11 protein-coding genes and 3 pseudogenes are annotated in these 15,796 nt (G+C 72.4%); 10 read left to right on the forward strand and 4 right to left on the reverse strand.

The window, feature by feature from the left end; all coding sequences use genetic code 11:
- Positions 1 to 139 precede the first annotated feature (139 nt).
- From KGS77_RS01825 to KGS77_RS01835, 3 genes are all read left to right on the forward strand, one after another.
- A complete protein-coding gene (locus tag KGS77_RS01825) occupies positions 140 to 766 on the forward strand; it encodes a DUF6328 family protein (protein ID WP_242578363.1) in 627 nt (208 codons plus the stop codon).
- 202 nt (positions 767 to 968) lie between these two features.
- Positions 969 to 2,216, forward strand: coding sequence for a cytochrome P450 (locus KGS77_RS01830; RefSeq protein ID WP_242578364.1), 1,248 nt, complete (start codon positions 969 to 971; stop codon positions 2,214 to 2,216).
- 2 nt (positions 2,217 to 2,218) lie between these two features.
- Complete coding sequence (locus KGS77_RS01835; RefSeq protein ID WP_242578365.1) at positions 2,219 to 2,440, forward strand: ferredoxin; 222 nt, start codon at positions 2,219 to 2,221, stop codon at positions 2,438 to 2,440.
- 26 nt (positions 2,441 to 2,466) lie between these two features.
- Here the strand turns inward: KGS77_RS01835 and KGS77_RS01840 are convergent, their stop codons facing one another.
- On the reverse strand, positions 2,467 to 2,895 hold the full coding sequence (locus KGS77_RS01840) for an ATP-binding protein (RefSeq protein WP_242578366.1): 429 nt from the start codon (positions 2,893 to 2,895) through the stop codon (positions 2,467 to 2,469).
- Positions 2,896 to 3,216: 321 nt separating this feature from the next.
- Here KGS77_RS01840 and KGS77_RS01845 point away from each other — a divergent pair, with 321 nt between their 5' ends.
- Together KGS77_RS01845 and KGS77_RS01850 are read left to right on the forward strand one after the other, a co-directional pair.
- Positions 3,217 to 4,107, forward strand: coding sequence for a helix-turn-helix transcriptional regulator (locus KGS77_RS01845; protein WP_242578367.1), 891 nt, complete (start codon positions 3,217 to 3,219; stop codon positions 4,105 to 4,107).
- A gap of 9 nt (positions 4,108 to 4,116) precedes the next feature.
- Positions 4,117 to 4,356, forward strand: a complete 240-nt coding sequence (locus KGS77_RS01850; RefSeq protein ID WP_242578368.1) for a DUF397 domain-containing protein — start codon at positions 4,117 to 4,119, stop codon at positions 4,354 to 4,356.
- An 83-nt stretch (positions 4,357 to 4,439) separates the two neighbouring features.
- Here KGS77_RS01850 and KGS77_RS01855 read toward each other — a convergent pair whose 3' ends face one another.
- Complete coding sequence (locus tag KGS77_RS01855) at positions 4,440 to 5,723, reverse strand: 8-amino-7-oxononanoate synthase (RefSeq protein WP_242578369.1); 1,284 nt, start codon at positions 5,721 to 5,723, stop codon at positions 4,440 to 4,442.
- A 146-nt stretch (positions 5,724 to 5,869) separates the two neighbouring features.
- On the opposite strand from KGS77_RS01855, the gene bioB reads away from it, so the two are divergent.
- The 3 genes and pseudogenes from bioB to bioD all read left to right on the forward strand — a co-directional run bounded on the left by bioB (position 5,870) and on the right by bioD (position 9,364).
- The gene (gene bioB, locus KGS77_RS01860; protein ID WP_242578370.1) at positions 5,870 to 7,129 is read left to right on the forward strand and encodes a biotin synthase BioB; all 1,260 of its coding nucleotides are present in this window, start codon (positions 5,870 to 5,872) and stop codon (positions 7,127 to 7,129) included.
- Positions 7,122 to 8,461: pseudogene (locus KGS77_RS01865) on the forward strand (adenosylmethionine--8-amino-7-oxononanoate transaminase). The gene bioB and the pseudogene KGS77_RS01865 overlap by 8 nt, the downstream one beginning before the upstream one ends.
- 168 nt (positions 8,462 to 8,629) lie before the next feature.
- Positions 8,630 to 9,364 carry a dethiobiotin synthase gene (gene bioD, locus KGS77_RS01870; RefSeq protein WP_242578371.1) on the forward strand — a complete coding sequence of 245 codons (735 nt, stop codon included), beginning with the start codon at positions 8,630 to 8,632 and terminating at the stop codon, positions 9,362 to 9,364.
- A gap of 134 nt (positions 9,365 to 9,498) precedes the next feature.
- On the opposite strand, the gene KGS77_RS01875 is transcribed toward bioD, so the two are convergent.
- Both KGS77_RS01875 and KGS77_RS01880 read right to left on the reverse strand, forming a co-directional pair.
- Positions 9,499 to 10,605 (reverse strand): type III polyketide synthase, encoded by a 1,107-nt coding sequence (locus tag KGS77_RS01875; protein WP_242578372.1) that lies wholly within the window; start codon positions 10,603 to 10,605, stop codon positions 9,499 to 9,501.
- 35 nt (positions 10,606 to 10,640) lie between these two features.
- Positions 10,641 to 11,848 (reverse strand): annotated as a pseudogene (locus KGS77_RS01880) (cytochrome P450).
- A gap of 546 nt (positions 11,849 to 12,394) precedes the next feature.
- Between KGS77_RS01880 and KGS77_RS01885 the strand changes: the two are divergent.
- Both KGS77_RS01885 and KGS77_RS01890 read left to right on the forward strand, forming a co-directional pair.
- Positions 12,395 to 13,210, forward strand: coding sequence for an ABC transporter ATP-binding protein (locus KGS77_RS01885; protein ID WP_242578373.1), 816 nt, complete (start codon positions 12,395 to 12,397; stop codon positions 13,208 to 13,210).
- 5 nt (positions 13,211 to 13,215) lie between these two features.
- Positions 13,216 to 15,786, forward strand: a pseudogene (locus KGS77_RS01890) (ABC transporter permease).
- Positions 15,787 to 15,796 lie beyond the last annotated feature (10 nt).

Raw genomic sequence — 15,796 nt, forward strand, 5'->3', positions numbered from 1 at the left:
AACGGCGGGGCGGAACAGGAACACACCCTCGTTTTCCCCCGGCATGGACCTTCGGCGGACGTACGGGCCGGCGGGGCGCGGCAGCCGCCGTTCGTGGGTCGTTCCGACTGATTGCCGCACCGCTGGCTACTCGTACGGAATGGACCGTCCCACCGACCGCCCCGGGACGCCGGACCCCGGCGCCGGCGGACGCGAGGAGCGCCAGGAGGACGCGCAGGAACGCCACGAGACCGCGCTGGAGCGTTACGACCGCAACTTCTCCGAACTGCTCCAGGAACTGCGGGTCATGCAGACCGGCGTACAGATCCTCTTCGCGTTTCTGCTGACCCTGGCCTTCACTCCGCGCTTCGTGTCCCTGGACACGGTCCAGCGGGCGACGTACGTCGGGACGCTGCTGCTGGCCGTGCTGGCGGCCGTACTGCTGACCGCGCCGGTCGCCACCCACCGGATGCTCTTCCAGCGGCGCGAGAAACGCCTGGTCGTGATGGTGTCCGCCCGGCTCGCGGGAGCGGGCATGGCGGCGGTGGCGGTGGCCCTGGCCGGCGCCGTGACTCTGGTCGTCGACGTGGTGCTGAACCGGGCCGCGGGCGTGGCGGCGGGGGCCGCGACGCTGCTGGCGTGCGCCGCGCTGTGGGCCTTCCTGCCGCGCGTACTGGGACGCCGCAACGGGCACGACCACGAGCGGGCCGGGCCGGGACCCGGGGCGGCGGACCGTGCGGGCGACCAGGACGGGTACGGGGGCGACACCCGCAGTACGCGCGGGTAACGGCAGGCGACCCACCCCTCCCACGTAGCGCCCAGATGGCACCTTCACGGTGCCGTCATAGCGCCACGTGCACACCATTCGAGCGCCATCCACTCTTGCTGCGACGCCAACGTGATGCCATAGTGGCGTCACGACTGAGCGGACCCCGTCCCGGCCCGCTCTTCGCATTCGCCTTCGCATTCCATCTCCGAGGAGACCTGCCATGCGGCCAGAACCGTCCACCCACGCGCCCGGTGAGACGACTGTGACCACAGCCCCTTCCGCCGAGGCGGTGACGCTGCCGACGGACCGGACCACGGGCTGCCCCTTCGATCCGCCCGCCGAACTGGCAAAGGTGCGCGAGCGGCAGCCGCTCATCCGTATGCGCTACCCCGACGGGCACCTCGGCTGGCTGGTCACCGGCCACTCCGCGGCCCGCGCGGTGCTGTCGGACCCCCGCTTCAGCTCGCGGTACGAACTCCTGCACGCCCTGGTGCCGGACGCCCCCTCCGAGATACCTCCGGCCCCGCCGGGGGACCTCACCGGGATGGACGCCCCCGAGCACACCCGCTACCGGCGGCTGCTCATGGGCAAGTTCACCGTACGGCGCATGAGGCTGCTCACCGAGCGCGTCGGGCAGATCACCGCCGAACACCTCGACGCCATGGAGCGCCGGGGCGGCCCGGTGGACCTGGTGGAGGCGTTCGCGCGGCCGGTACCCGCCCTGATGATCTGCGAACTGCTGGGTGTGCCCTACGCCGACCGGGACCACTTCCAACGGCTCACGGCGACGGTGATGGAACGTGAGACCACCCCCGAAGAAATGATGGCCGCCTACCACGCGCTGCAGGAGTACATCCACGAGCTGGTGCGGGCCAAGCGCTCGGAGCCCACCGACGACCTGCTCGGTGATCTGGCCACCTCCGACCTCACCGACGAGGAACTCGCCGGCGTCGGCGCCTTCCTGCTGGCCGCCGGTCTGGACACCACCACCAGCATGCTGGCGCTGGGCACCTTCGCCCTGCTGCGCAACCCCGGTCAGCTCGCCGCCCTGCGGGCCGATCCAAGCCTGGCCGACCAGGCCGTGGAGGAGCTGCTGCGCTACCTGAGCATCGCCGACCCCATGGTCCGGTCGGCCCTGGAGGACGTCGAGGTGGACGGTCGGCTGATCAGGGCCGGCGAGTCGGTCACCGTCTCCGTCCAGGCCGCCAACCGCGACCCGCTGCGCTTCCCCGACCCCGACACCCTCGACCTGCACCGCAAGGCCACCGGGCACCTGAGCTTCGGCCACGGCATCCACCAGTGTCTGGGGCAGCAACTGGCCCGCGTCGAAATGCGCGTGGCCTTCCCCGCCCTGGTCACCCGCTTCCCCACCCTGCGCCTGGCCGTACCGCCCGAGCAGGTGCCCCTGCGCGCCCATGCGGGCATCTACGGCGTGCACAGCCTCCCTGTCACCTGGGACGAGCGCTGACCATGGACGTCTCCCTCGACCGCGACCGCTGTGTCGGCGCCGGGATGTGCGCACTGACCGCTCCCGAGGTGTTCGACCAGGATCCGGAAGACGGCCGTGTGCTGCTCCTGACCCGCCGGCCGCCGGACCCGCACCGGCCGGCCGTGCACGAGGCCGCCCTGCTCTGCCCCGCCGGGGCGATCTCCGTCCTCGGGCGGCCGGTCGCCGACGACACCTCTGCGTAACCGAACCGGCCGCCGTCCCCGGGACGTCAGGTTCCCGGGCGGGGCCAGGGAAGGACGATCCAGACCGTCTTGCCGCCGCAGTCGGTGGGAGTGACCATGACTCTGCCGCCCGATTCGGCGGCGAGGAAGCGGACGATGACCATGCCGCGGCCGTTGTCCTGCTGGACGGCGGCCGGCAGGCGCTGGGGCCAGCGGGGGTGGCTGTCGGTGACGCCGACCCGCAGTTGCTCGTCGCGGTCGAGCTGGACCTCGACGGTGAAGTCGGGCGACTGGCCGAAGGTGTGCTGGATGGCGTTGGTGGACAGTTCCGAGACGATCAGACGGGTGACGTCGATGGTCTCCGCGTCGGACGGCAGTCCCCAGTCGGCCAGTACACCTGTCACGAACCTGCGAGCCGCGGCGACCGAGGCCGGCACGCTCGGCAGGGTGAGGGATGATTCCTGGTGGTCTGCCATCGCGACGCCGTCCCTTTCCGCCGGCACCCGACTTCGCGGCACGCTTGACGGTATGGCACCGTCGAGCCGTCGCCGAGCCGCCGGGCCCCGGATCACTGCTTTGCGCCAGACTGCCACTCATGCTCTCGTCGCTGCGGGCGATCCACCTGGATATGCATATATCTGTCGCTCGAAGCAGTGAACTTTGCTACGCGGGACCGGATTTGGACGGCACACTGATCTGTTGATGTCGTACGGAACAGTAGTCGTACCAGATACGTTGTATGCGGCACGTCCTATATGAGGGCCGATGCGCGTATACGTTGCCTCAAGGGAGGACGTATGCATTACGGGCCCGCCGTACGCCGCCGCAAGCTGGGCGCGGAGTTACGGCGCCAGCGGGCGCTGAGCGGACTCACCAGTTGTCAGGCGGCACGGCTGGTGGACTGGCACCAGTCCAAGATCAGCCGGATCGAGACCGGACGCAGCGGCGTCAAACCCGCCGATGTACAGCGCCTGTTGGACGCGTACGGCGTCGTGGACGCGGAGCTGCGCGCCCTGCTGACGGCGCTGTGCGGCGGGGACGCGGGGGACGGCACCGGCCGCGACCGGCGCGGCTGGTGGCACAGCTACCGCGATGTGCTGCCGCCCGTCTACCGGGACTTCATCAGCCTGGAGGCGGAGGCGTCGTGGGCCCGCACACTGGAGACCGGGCTGGTCCCCGGGCTGTTGCAGACGCCGGACTACGCGCGGGCGGTGACCCGGGCGGCGCTGCCGGGGCTGCCGGACGGGCGGGTGGAGGCGCTGGTCGAGGTGCGTCTGGCGCGGCAGGAAGTGCTGCGCGGCCACCGGCCGTTGGAGCTGTGGGTCGTGTTGGAGGAGGCCGTCCTACGGCGGACGGTCGGCTCCTCTGCGGTGATGGCGGCCCAGCTCCGCCACCTGACGCGGATGGCCGGGCTGCCGCACGTGCGCCTCCAGGTGCTGCCTTTCACGGCCGGTGTGCACACTGGCACCATCGGCCCTTTCGTTATTTTCTCCTTTCCGCCAACCGGTGACATGGACGTGGTTGTTATCGACCATTTGACGAGTAGCCTCTACCTCGAACAGCGAGAAGATGTAAGGGCGTACAGCGATGCTTTCGCGACGCTGCGGGGGCACGCCCTCTCGTACGAGAAATCGTCGGCTTTCATTGCCCGGATCGCCGCTGCCCAGCAGGCCGGCGATGGCGCGTGAGGAGGCGCCATGACCGCACTGCCCCGCTGCCCGCACATTTCTCTTTCCGTTCATCCCTACGGCCCCTGGCGCAGCAGCAGCCACAGCGCCGGAACGAACAACTGCGTGGAGACGGCCCGCTTGAACGCGGAGCTGCTCGCCGTACGCGACTCGAAGGACACGGCAGGGCCCGCGCTGCTCTTCGGCACCGGGGCCTGGCGGTCCTTCGTGGGCGAACTGACCGACGTCCGCTTCGCGCACGTGCGCTGACTCGCGCACGTGAGCCGACAGGCCACCCCACGGCCTCCCCATGGCCTCCCCATCCCTGAGATCCCCGCGGCCGGCTGCGTGATTCAGATGGTCAGCCGCCTGTCCCAGGCGGCGGTCGGCGCGGTCCGTACGATCGTGCCGACCGCTTCCTCGATCCGGCGGTCCGAGAGATCGGCACGGGCGGTGAGCCGCAGCCGGGAGATCCCGTCCGGTACGGACGGCGGCCGGAAGCAGCCGACCGCCAGTCCGGCCTCGCGGCAGTCGGCGGCCCAGCGCACCGCCTGCTCGGGCGAGGGGGCCCGTACGGAGATCACGGCGGCGTCCGGACGGACCGCGCCGAGCCCCGCGGCGGACAGCCGCCGGTGCAGCTCGCGGGCGACCGTCCGGGCCCGGGCGGCGCGCCACGGTTCCCGGCGCAGCAGCCGCAGCGCGGCCAGGGCGGCGCCCGCCGCGGCGGGTGCCAGCCCGGTGTCGAAGATGAACGTACGCGCCGTGTTGACCAGGTGCTCGATCACCCGGGCCGGGCCGAGCACGGCACCGCCCTGGCTCCCCAGGGACTTGGACAGGGTGACGGTGGCCACCACGTCCGCGTCCCCGGCCAGTCCGGCGGTGTACGGCGCGCCCCGGCCGCCGTCCCCCAGGACCCCCAGGCCGTGGGCGTCGTCCACGAGCAGCGCCGCGCCATGCGTCCGGCAGGCCGCCGCCAGCTCCGGCAGCGGCGCAGCGTCACCGTCGACGGAGAAGACGGAGTCGGTGACGGCCAGGGCCCGGCCGGTGTGCCCGTCCAGCGACTTGCGCACCGCGTCCGGGTCGGCGTGCGGGACGACGGCGGTGCGGGCGCGCGAGAGCCGGCAGCCGTCGATGAGGGAGGCGTGATTGCCCGCGTCGGAGACGATCAGCGTGCCCGGGCCGGTCAGGGCGGTGACGGCGGCCAGATTGGCGGTGTAGCCGCAGGACAGGACGAGGGCGGCCTCGAAGCCGCAGAACGCGGCGAGTTCACTCTCCAGCCGGGCGTGGAGTTCGGTGCTGCCGGTGACCAGCCGGGAACCGGTCGCGCCCGCGCCCCAGCGGTGGGCGGCCTGTGCGGCGCCGCGGATCACCTCCGGGTGCCGGCACAGCCCCAGGTAGTCGTTGCCCGCCAGGTCCAGCAGCGGGGAGTTGACGGGGCGTGGGCGCAGGGTCCGCAGCAGTCCGGCGCGGCGGCGCTGCTCACGCGCCTCGTCGATCCAGCCGAAGGCCGCGTCCGGACCCGGGGGCGACGATTCCGGGGCCGACGCGTCCGGGGCCGACGCGTCCGGGGACAGGGCCGGTTCCACGGCGGCGAAGGGCGCGTTCCGGGGCGTCGGCGGGACAGGTCGCTGCGGCATCGGCATCCTTGTCGTTTGTTGGCTGTCGATAGACGTTAGCGGTCGTTACGCAGTCATACGGTGTGGCGATACACACACCCCCTGTCAGCGGTGTTGTGGGGTTCCTCCATTGGTCACCGGTATCGAGGTAGGACAGGATCACCGCCATGGACCTGCTGAACACGCTTGTGGACAAGGGGCTGCGGCGCGTACCGCCGACCCGCGAAGAGGCGCTCGCCGTGCTCTCGACCTCCGACGACGATCTGCTGGAGGTCGTGGCCGCGGCCGGAAAGGTGCGCCGCCGGTGGTTCGGACGGCGGGTGAAGCTCAACTACCTGGTCAACCTCAAGTCGGGCCTGTGCCCCGAGGACTGCTCGTACTGCTCGCAGCGGCTCGGCTCGAAGACCGGGATCTTGAAGTACACCTGGCTCAAGCCCGAGGAGGCGTCGAAGGCGGCTGCCGCGGGAGTGGCCGGCGGCGCCAAGCGCGTGTGCCTGGTCGCCAGCGGGCGCGGCCCCACCGACCGCGACGTGGACCGGGTCTCGCAGACCATCGCGGCCATCAAGGAGGAGAACCAGGACGTCGAGATCTGTGCCTGCCTCGGTCTGCTCTCGGACGGCCAGGCGCACAAGCTGCGCGCGGCGGGCGTCCACGCCTACAACCACAACCTGAACACCTCCGAGGCGACGTACGGCGACATCGCCACCACCCACACCTTCGAGGACCGCGTCCAGACGGTGCGGCAGGCGCAGGCGTCGGGGCTGTCCTCCTGCTCCGGTCTGATCGCGGGCATGGGCGAGAGCGACGCGGACCTGGTGGACGTGGTCTTCGCGCTGCGCGAGCTGGACGTGGACTCCGTACCGGTCAACTTCCTGATCCCCTTCGAGGGCACGCCGCTGGCCAAGGAGTGGAATCTGACGCCGCAGCGCGCGCTGCGCATCCTGGCGATGGTGCGGTTCGTCTGCCCGGACATCGAGGTACGGCTGGCCGGCGGGCGTGAGGTGCACCTGCGCACGCTGCAGCCGCTCGCCCTGCACCTGGCCAACTCCATCTTCCTCGGCGACTACCTGACCAGTGAGGGCCAGGCCGGGCAGGACGACCTGGCGATGATCGCCGACGCGGGCTTCGAGGTGGAGGGTAGGGGCACCACGACGCTGCCCCCGCACCGGGCGGACGCGCGGGCGGCGGGCGGCTGCGGCGGCGGCCGAGGGGACGGCGAGGACCACGGGGGCTGTGGTGACCACGGGGGCGAACAGAGTTGCCCCCCGTGCGGCAGTGGCGCCCAGGGAGCCGGGACGCGAACCGGCGACGGCGAGGACACCGCGACCGCCCCCGTCCCCCGCTCGGTCCCCTCCGAAGAGGCGCGCACGAAGCTGGTCACCGTCCGCCGCCGCGGCGCGGGTACGGAGCTGCCGCCCAATGCCTGAGCCCACCGCCGCACCCCAACCGCCGACGGGCCGGCCGCCCCTGACCCCTCGTGAACTGCTGGACCTGGACCGCCGGCACGTCTGGCACCCGTACGGCCCGATGCCCGGCCGCGTCGAGCCCCTGCTGGTGGCGTCCGCGTCCGGGACCCGGCTGCGGCTGGCCGAGCCGGTGCACGGCCGTACGGAGCTGCTGGACGGCATGGCGTCGTGGTGGTCGGCGATCCACGGCTACAACCACCCCGTACTCAACGAGGCCGCCCGCGCCCAACTGGACCGGATGAGCCATGTGATGTTCGGCGGGCTCACCCACGAGCCCGCCGTACGGCTCGCCACCCGCCTGGTGGAGATCACCCCGAGGGCCTGGAGCACGTCTTCCTCTCCGACTCCGGCTCGGTCTCGGTCGAGGTCGCCGTCAAGATGTGCCTCCAGTACTGGCGCTCGGTGGGGAAGCCCGCCAAACAGCGGCTGCTGACCTGGCGCGGCGGCTACCACGGTGACACCTGGCAGCCGATGTCCGTCTGCGACCCGGACGGCGGCATGCACACGGTGTGGCAGGGCGTCCTGCCGCAGCAGGTCTTCGCCGACGCGCCGCCCGCCGGTTTCGACGCCGCGCCCGACCCTGCGTACGTGGCGCATCTGCGGGAGCTGATCGCCCGCCACGCCGAGGAGCTGGCGGCGGTGATCGTGGAGCCCGTGGTGCAGAACGCGGGCGGGATGGCCTTCCACTCCCCCGCCTATCTGCGGGCACTGCGGCAGGCGTGTGACGAGTACGGCGTGCTGCTCGTCTTCGACGAGATCGCGACCGGCTTCGGCCGTACGGGCGAGCTGTTCGCCGCCGACCACGCGGGGGTCACCCCGGACGTCATGTGCGTCGGCAAGGCGCTGACCGGCGGCTATCTCACAATGGCCGCCACGTTGTGCACCTCGGCGCTGGCGCGGGGCATCTCGCGGGGCGAGGTGCCGGTGCTGGCGCACGGCCCGACCTTCATGGCCAATCCGCTGGCCGCCGCGGTCGCGGGCGCCTCGGTCGACCTGCTGCTGTCGCAGGACTGGCGCACTCAGATCAAACGTGTCGAGGCCGGACTGCGGACGGGCCTGGCGGAGGCCGCCGCGCTGGACGGCGTACGGGCGGTGCGCGTCCTCGGCGCGATCGGCGTGATCCAGCTCGACCACGAGGTGGACATGGCGGCGGCGACCCGGGCGGCGGTGCGGGAGGGCGTATGGCTGCGCCCGTTCCGTGACCTGGTCTACACGATGCCGCCGTACATCACCGACGACGGGGAACTGGCCCGGATCTGCGCCGCGATGTGCGCCGTGGCACGGGTTTCTTAAGGACGCCGCGACTCATTGGTCACGACGGTGCGCACCACCGCGCGTCGGCGGCCCGCAGAGATATGGAGGAGTGAACAATTGCCGGAGCCACAGACGGAACAGATGAGGCGGTCGGGACGGGCGGGGCAGACAAGACACGCGGGTCAGGCGGGACGGACGGGAGAGAACATGCCGGTGCTGTTCGTGACGGGGACGGGTACGGAGATCGGGAAGACCGTCACGACGGCCGCGGTGGCCGCCGCGGCGCTGGCCCGCGGCCGGACGGTCGCGGTCCTCAAGGCCGCGCAGACCGGCATCGGCCCCGGCGAGCGCGGTGACGCGGCGGAGGTGGCACGGCTCGCCGGGCCGGTCACCGTCGCGGAGACGGCCCGGTTCCCCGAGCCGCTGGCGCCGGCGACGGCCGCGCGCCGGGCCGGGCGTCCGGCGGTGGGTCCGGCGCAGATCGCCGAGGCCACCGCGCGGCTCGCGGCCTCGCACGACCTGGTGCTGGTCGAGGGCGCGGGCGGGCTGCTCGTACGGTTCGACGAGCAGGGCCGGACGCTGGCCGATGCCGCACGGCTGGTCGGCGCGCCGCTGCTGGTGGTGGCCTCGGCCGGGCTGGGAACGCTCAACGCGGTCGCGCTCACCGCGCTGGCCCTGCGCTCGTACGGACTGACCAGCCCCGGCGTCGTCATCGGGAGCTGGCCGGCCGAACCGGACCTGGCCTGCCGCTGCAACCTCGAAGAGCTGCACGAGGTGGCGCAGGCCCCGCTGCTGGGCGTGGTGCCGGAGGGGGCGGGCACGCTGCCGCCGGACATCTTCCGTACGGCCGCGCCGGGCTGGCTGGACCCCCGCCTGGACGGCAGCGCAGAGGTGTCCCGGCTGGTCTCCGCACACCGGGAACCGGCCGTCCAGGGCGCGTAGCGCGAGAGCGGGGGTCGGGGTGGGGCGAGGCCGGGGCCGGGCGCACCGGGCGTCCGTACCGGCGCGTCGTACGGCTTCGGCACGCGGACCTCACCGCGCCCCCGCCCGCACCTCACCACGCCCGTGCCGCCCCCTCAAGCAGCCTGCATGGCCGACTGCCGTACGGCCTGCTCGCCCTCCCCCTCCGCCTCCTGCGCCCCGGCCCACGTTCCCAGGGCGATCTCGGCGGTGATGCCCGGCCCGAACCCGGCGATGATCCCGCGGGCGGAGTCCACCGCGCCGCCCTCCGCGAAGAGGCGGTCCAGCGCGTCGAAGATGACGGCGCTGGCGATGTTGCCGCGTTCGGTCAGGGTGGCCCTGCTGTAGCGGAACATTTCGGAGGGCAGGTCCAGGAACTGGCCCAGGTCGTCCAGGATGCGCGGTCCGCCGGCGTGGACGATGTAGAAGTCCAGGCCGGAGGCGTCCCATCCGAACGGTTCGGCCATGGCGCACATCGCCGGGGCGAGCATGGCCATCGTGCCGGGCACCCGCTTGTCCAGGAGGAAGTGGAAGCCGGTGTCCCGTACCCCGTAGGAGATCCAGTCCTCGGTGTTGGGCACCAGGTGGGAGCCGTTGCAGGCCAGCCGTACCCCGGTGCCCCCGTCACCGCGCACCACGGCCGCGGCGACGGCGTCCCCGAAGAGGCCGTTGGAGAGCAGCGATCCCACGCCCAGGTCGGTCGGCTGGTAGCACAGGGAGCAGAACTCGCAGGAGACGATCAGTACGTTCGCCCGCGGGTAGGCGGTGCAGAAATCATGGGCGCGGTTGATCGCCGCGCCGCCGGCCGCACAGCCGAGCTGGGCGATGGGCAGTTGCCTGGTCTCGGGGCGGAAGCCCATGGAGTTGATCAGCCAGGCGGTCAGCGAGGGCATCATGAAGCCGGTGCACGACACGTACACGATCATGTCGATGTCGCGCACGGTCAGTTCGGCGTGGTGCAGTGCCTGCCGGACGACCGTCGGCACCCTGGCCTTGGCCTGGGTTTCGTAGAGCGCGTTGCGCGCGGTGAAACCCGGATGCGCCAAGGTCTCCTCGATCGGCTGAATCAGATGGCGGGTGCGGACGCCGGTGTTTCCGATCAGCCGGAGGACGAGATCCAGTTGCGGGTGCCCGCCGTGCAGTTCACGCGCCAGATCCAGGGTCTGTTCCATCGTGATGACGTGCTCGGGGACGGCCACCGCCGGCCTGCACAGTGTTGCCATGACGGCCTCCTTGGTCTGACGGACGGGCACGCCGGTCACCAGCGGACGGGCAGCGCGAGCGGGAAGCGCCAGATGGAGCTGGTGTTCCACCGGACCTCTTCCGCCGGAACGGCAAGCCGCAGCCCGGGGAAGCGGGTGAGCAGGGTGCCGATGGCGACCTGGAGTTCCATGCGGGCCAGGTGGGCACCGATGCAGTGGTGGGTGCCGTGTCCGAAGGTCATATGGGAGGAGGCGGTACCACGGGTGAGGTCCAGTTCGTCCGGACGGTCGTAGACCTGTTCGTCGCGGTTGGCGGTGAGGTAGGAGACGTGTACGGTCTCGCCGGCGCGCACGGTGACGTCACCGAAGTCCACGTCCTCCAGGGCCACCCGCGGAATGCCCACGCCCTGGCGGAACGGGATGAAGCGAAGCAGTTCCTCGATGGCCCCGGGCAGGATCTCGGGCCGCTCCCGCAGCAGAGCGAGCTGTTCGGGATGGGTCAGCAGGGTGTAGATGATGTTGCTGATCTCATACGTGCTGGTGTCGTGCCCGGTGACCAGCAGCAGCATGCCCATGACGGCGACTTCCCGCTCGTCGAGGAACTCCTCCCCCTCGCGGGCCACGGCCAGCGCGCTCAGCAGGTCCTGTCCCGGGTCCCGGCGGCGCCGCGCGGTCAGGTCGCCGAAGTAGGCGCGCAGGCCCGCCTTGCCCTCGGCCGCCGCCGCCCGGTCCCCGGTGCCGGTGGACATCATGGCCATCGCCCAGCGCCGCAACTGCGGCCGGTCGGGTTCGGGCACGGCCAGCAGCTCGCAGATCGTGGTCAGCGGCAGCCGGGCGGCCAGGTGCGCGGACACGTCCGCGGCGGCCCCTGCTCGGCCATTTCGTCCAGCAGGGCGTCGACGAACTGTACGGTTTTGGGGCGCAGTTGTTCGACCTGGCGGTTGGTGAACGCCTTGGCCACCAGGCGGCGCAGCCTGCTGTGTCCGGGCGGGTCCATCAGGTTGATCGACTCGGACTGGGCGATCGGGTCCGGTGTCAGCCGGGGGAAGTCCTGTCCGATCAGCGCGGCCCGGCTGAATCTGCGGTCCGCCGTGACGGTCCGCACGTCCTCGTACCGTGTCACCAGCCAGGCGTCGCCCTGGCCGTGGGGCATGCGGATGCGCGCGATGGGCTCCTCGTCACGCAAGCGGGCGAGCAGCGGATCGAACTCCAGGCTTTCGGTATGCCGGAACGGGCACGTCCACACGGTCTCCGAAGCGGTCATCAAAGCTCTCCCATCACACACATCCACGCCCGGTGACGCGCTGATCCGTTTCCAGTTATTCCGCGACGGCGACACCTGCCTACACGTCCCCCGACAGTTCACTCGGATGCTGGGCTTCCCGAAGACCCGAGCGAGTGCCGGACCGGGGCGCCCTGCCGGGGCAGCGGGCGGCCACCGCCGGTCCGGCCGCGGAAGCCGCCCGGGCCGGGGCCGCCGCAAGCCGCCGCTCCGTACGCCGTCGCGCGACGGCGCGCGCCTTCCCGGCCCGGTGCGCCACCGGTTCGCGCTCCCCCGCGCCGTACCCGCCACGGTCCTCCCCGAGGACGAGAAGTCCGCCGCCCGCCACTCCCCCAGGGGGATGCACGGCCGCCGCACCGCCCGTAACCTCGGTCCGCAGGACGGGAGTTGGCTGGGCCGGGAAGTGGCCGGCCCGGCCGGTACGGGGAGGCGAGAGGCCGGTGTCCACACCTGCGGGGGGCGGCGAGCGGTACGGCGGCGGGCGAGGCGGCAGCGGCCCGGGCCCTGGCGCTGACCAAGACGTACGGAATGGGTGAGACCCGGGTCGTGGCGCTGGACGGCGTGGACGTGGCGATCGCGCGCGGGCGTTTCACGGCCGTGATGGGCCCCTCGGGGTCGGGGAAGTCGACGCTGATGCACTGCCTGGCCGGGCTGGACACGGTCTCCGCGGGGCGGGTGTGGCTGGGCGAACAGGAGATCACCGGTCTGGACGACCGCGAGCTGACGCGGCTGCGCCGGGACCGGGTGGGCTTCATGTTCCAGTCCTTCAACCTCCTGCCGACGCTGACGGCCGAGGAGAACATCACCCTGCCCATGGACATCGCCGGCCGCAAACCGGACCGCCGGTGGCTCCAGCAGGTCATCGACACGCTCGGGCTCGGCGACCGGCTCGGGCACCGTCCCGCACAGCTTTCCGGAGGGCAGCAGCAGCGGGTGGCGTGTGCCCGGGCGCTGGCCTCACGACCCGAGTTGATCTTCGCGGACGAGCCGACCGGCAACCTGGACTCCCGCTCGGGCCTGGAGGTGCTGCACGTCCTGCGGGAGGCGGTGGACGAGCTGGACCAGACGGTGGTGATGGTGACCCACGACCCGGGCGCCGCGGCCCACTCCGATCTGGTGCTCTATCTGGCGGACGGGCGGATCGTGGACGAGATGCCGCAGCCCAGCGCCGATGCGGTGCTGGAGCGGATGCAGATCTTCGCCCAGGGCGCGCCGGCGTCCCGCGAGCCGGAGCGGGACGCCACGCGAACGCGGCGCACCGGGCCCGACGGCCGGAAATCCGCCCAGCCGCCGGGGCCGCGGGCCACGGACCGGCCGCCCGGGCACGACACCGGGCGGAGCTGATCGCCGTGCTGCGTGCCACGCTGCGTTCCTTCCTCGCCCACAAGGGCAGGATGCTGCTGTCCGCGCTGGCGGTGGTGCTCTCGGTCGCGTTCGTCGTCGGCAGCCTGATCTTCTCCGACACCGCGAGCGCCACTTTCGACCGGCTCTTCGCCTCCACCGCCTCGGACGTGCAGGTGACGCCCCGGCAGGAGTTCGAGGCGGCCGGCGGCGTGGGCGGCGGGCCGACGCCGACCGTGCCGGCCGCGCTGCGCGGCAAGGTGGCCGCGGTCCAGGGGGTGGCGTCGGCGCACACCGAGGTCCAGGTGCAGCAGGTCACCGTCGCCGACGCGCGCGGCCGGGCCCTGGGGGCGGCGCAGGGCGCGCCGACCATCGCCACCAACTGGTACTCCGGTGAGCACCACGCCGTGGAGGTCACCGGGGGCCGGCCGCCGCGCGCCCCGGCGAGGCGATGATCGACCGGGACACCGCCGATGCCAAGGGCATCGGCTCGGTGACCGGCTGCGGATCATCGCGCCCCCGGGCAGCCTGTCCGCACGCGTCGTGGGCATCGCGGCCTTCACCACCACCAACCCGGGCGCCACACTGGTGTTCCTGGAGACCGGGACGGCCCAGCGCGCGCTGCTGGGCCGGCCGGACGCGGCGACCTCGCTGTCCGTGGACGCCGCGCCCGGCGTGTCCGACACGGTGCTCAAGAAGCGGATCACCGACGCACTCGGCAACTCCAAGGCGTACGAGGTACGCACCCGCGCCGAGCAGCGCAAGACGCAGGCCGAGGAGCTGGGCGGCTTCCTGAAGGTCCTGAAGTACGTGATGGTGGGCTTCGCGGGGGTCGCCGTCCTGGTCGGGATCTTCCTGATCGTCAACACCTTCTCGATGCTCATCGCCCAGCGCACCCGGGAGCTGGGGCTGCTGCGCGCGCTGGGCGCGGACCGGCGCCAGGTCCGGCGGTCGGTGCTGACCGAGGCGCTGTTGCTGGGGCTGTTCGGGTCGACGGTGGGGCTGGCGGCGGGCCTGGGGCTCGCCGTCGGGCTGATCTACGTGATGCGTCTGCTCAGCCTGAAGCTCGACGCCTCGGAGCTGGTGCTGAACTGGCCGACGCCGGTGGCCGCGTACGCGGTGGGGGTGGGGGTGACCTTCGTCGCCGCGCTGCTGCCGGCGCTGCGCGCGGGCGGGTCTCACCGATGGCGGCGCTCGCCGACGCGGAGATCGCCGGAGCCGGCCGGCCGCTGCGGGTCCGGGCCGTGACGGGGCTGCTGACCGGGGCCGCCGGGGCGGCGGCTCTGGTGGGCTGCGCGGTGAGCGGGAAGACGGGGGCGGCCGGGTCGCTGCTGGCGCTCGGGGTGCTGCTGACGCTGGTCGCGGCGGTGGTCACCGGGCCGGTCCTGGTCCGTCCGGTGATCCGGGTGCTGGGGCGGGTCCTCGTACCGTGGTTCGGCACGGTCGGCCGGATGAGCGGGCGCAACGCGCTGCGCAACCCCCGGCGTACGGGTGCCACGGCGACCGCCCTGATGGTGGGGCTGGCGCTGGTGGCCGGGCTGTCGGTGGCCGGGGCGTCCTCCGCCGCCTCCGTCGACCGGCAGATCGACCGCACGCTGGGCGCGGACTTCGTCGTACAGAATCCGTCGTTCCTGCCCTTCCCCCAGGAGGTCACCGAGCGGGTCCGCTCGACGCAGGGGGCCGGCACGGTCGTACGGCAGCGGCTGGTGGCCCTGGAGCTGAGGCTGCCGGACGGCACCAGGACCAGGACGGTGGGCGGGGCCTTCGACCCCGCTCTGGACTCCGTGGCCAAGGTGGACTACGCGTCGGGGAACACGGCCGCGGCGCTGGCGCCCGGCCGGGCCGGTGTGGACGCACGTTTCGCGAAGGAGCACGGGCTGAAGGTGGGCGGCCCGCTGCGCGGGGTGCTCTCCACCGGGCAGCCGGTCGATCTGACGGTGGGGGCGCTGACGAGGAATTCCGGCGCGGGTGCCGGTGCGCGCGGCGGGGTCTTCATGGGGATGGCCACGCTGGAGCGGTATCTGCCGCGCGGCCAGGACTCGGTGGTGTACGTGGACGCCGCGCCCGGCGCCGACGTCAAGCACCTGGGGTCCGCGCTGGAACGGCGGCTCAAGCCCTTCCCGCAGCTCCAGGTCCGCGACCGGGCCGGGTACAAGAAGCTGATCAGCGGCCAGATCCAGGTCCTGCTCAACCTGCTGTACGGCCTGCTGGGGCTGGCGATCGTCATCGCGGTGCTGGGCGTCGTCAACACCCTGACACTCTCGGTGGTCGAGCGCACGCGGGAGATCGGGCTGCTGCGGGCCGTCGGCCTGTCCAGGAAGCAGTTGCGGCGGATGGTCCGGCTGGAGTCGGTGGTGATCGCGGTGTTCGGGGCGCTGCTGGGACTGGCCCTGGGGCTGGTGTGGGGGGCGGCCACGCACCGGGTGCTGGCGCTGGAGGGGCTGACGGTGTTCGCGATCCCCTGGCCGACGGTGGTCGTGGTGATCCTGGGATCGGCGGCGGTGGGCCTGCTGGCGGCCCTGCTGCCGGCGCTGCGCGCCTCCCGCCTGAACATCCTCACCGCCATCGCCCATGAATGAACGGCCGGCC

Origin of the sequence: Streptomyces sp. MST-110588, from assembly GCF_022695595.1 — a bacterium.
Classification (GTDB): Bacteria; Actinomycetota; Actinomycetes; order Streptomycetales; family Streptomycetaceae; genus Streptomyces.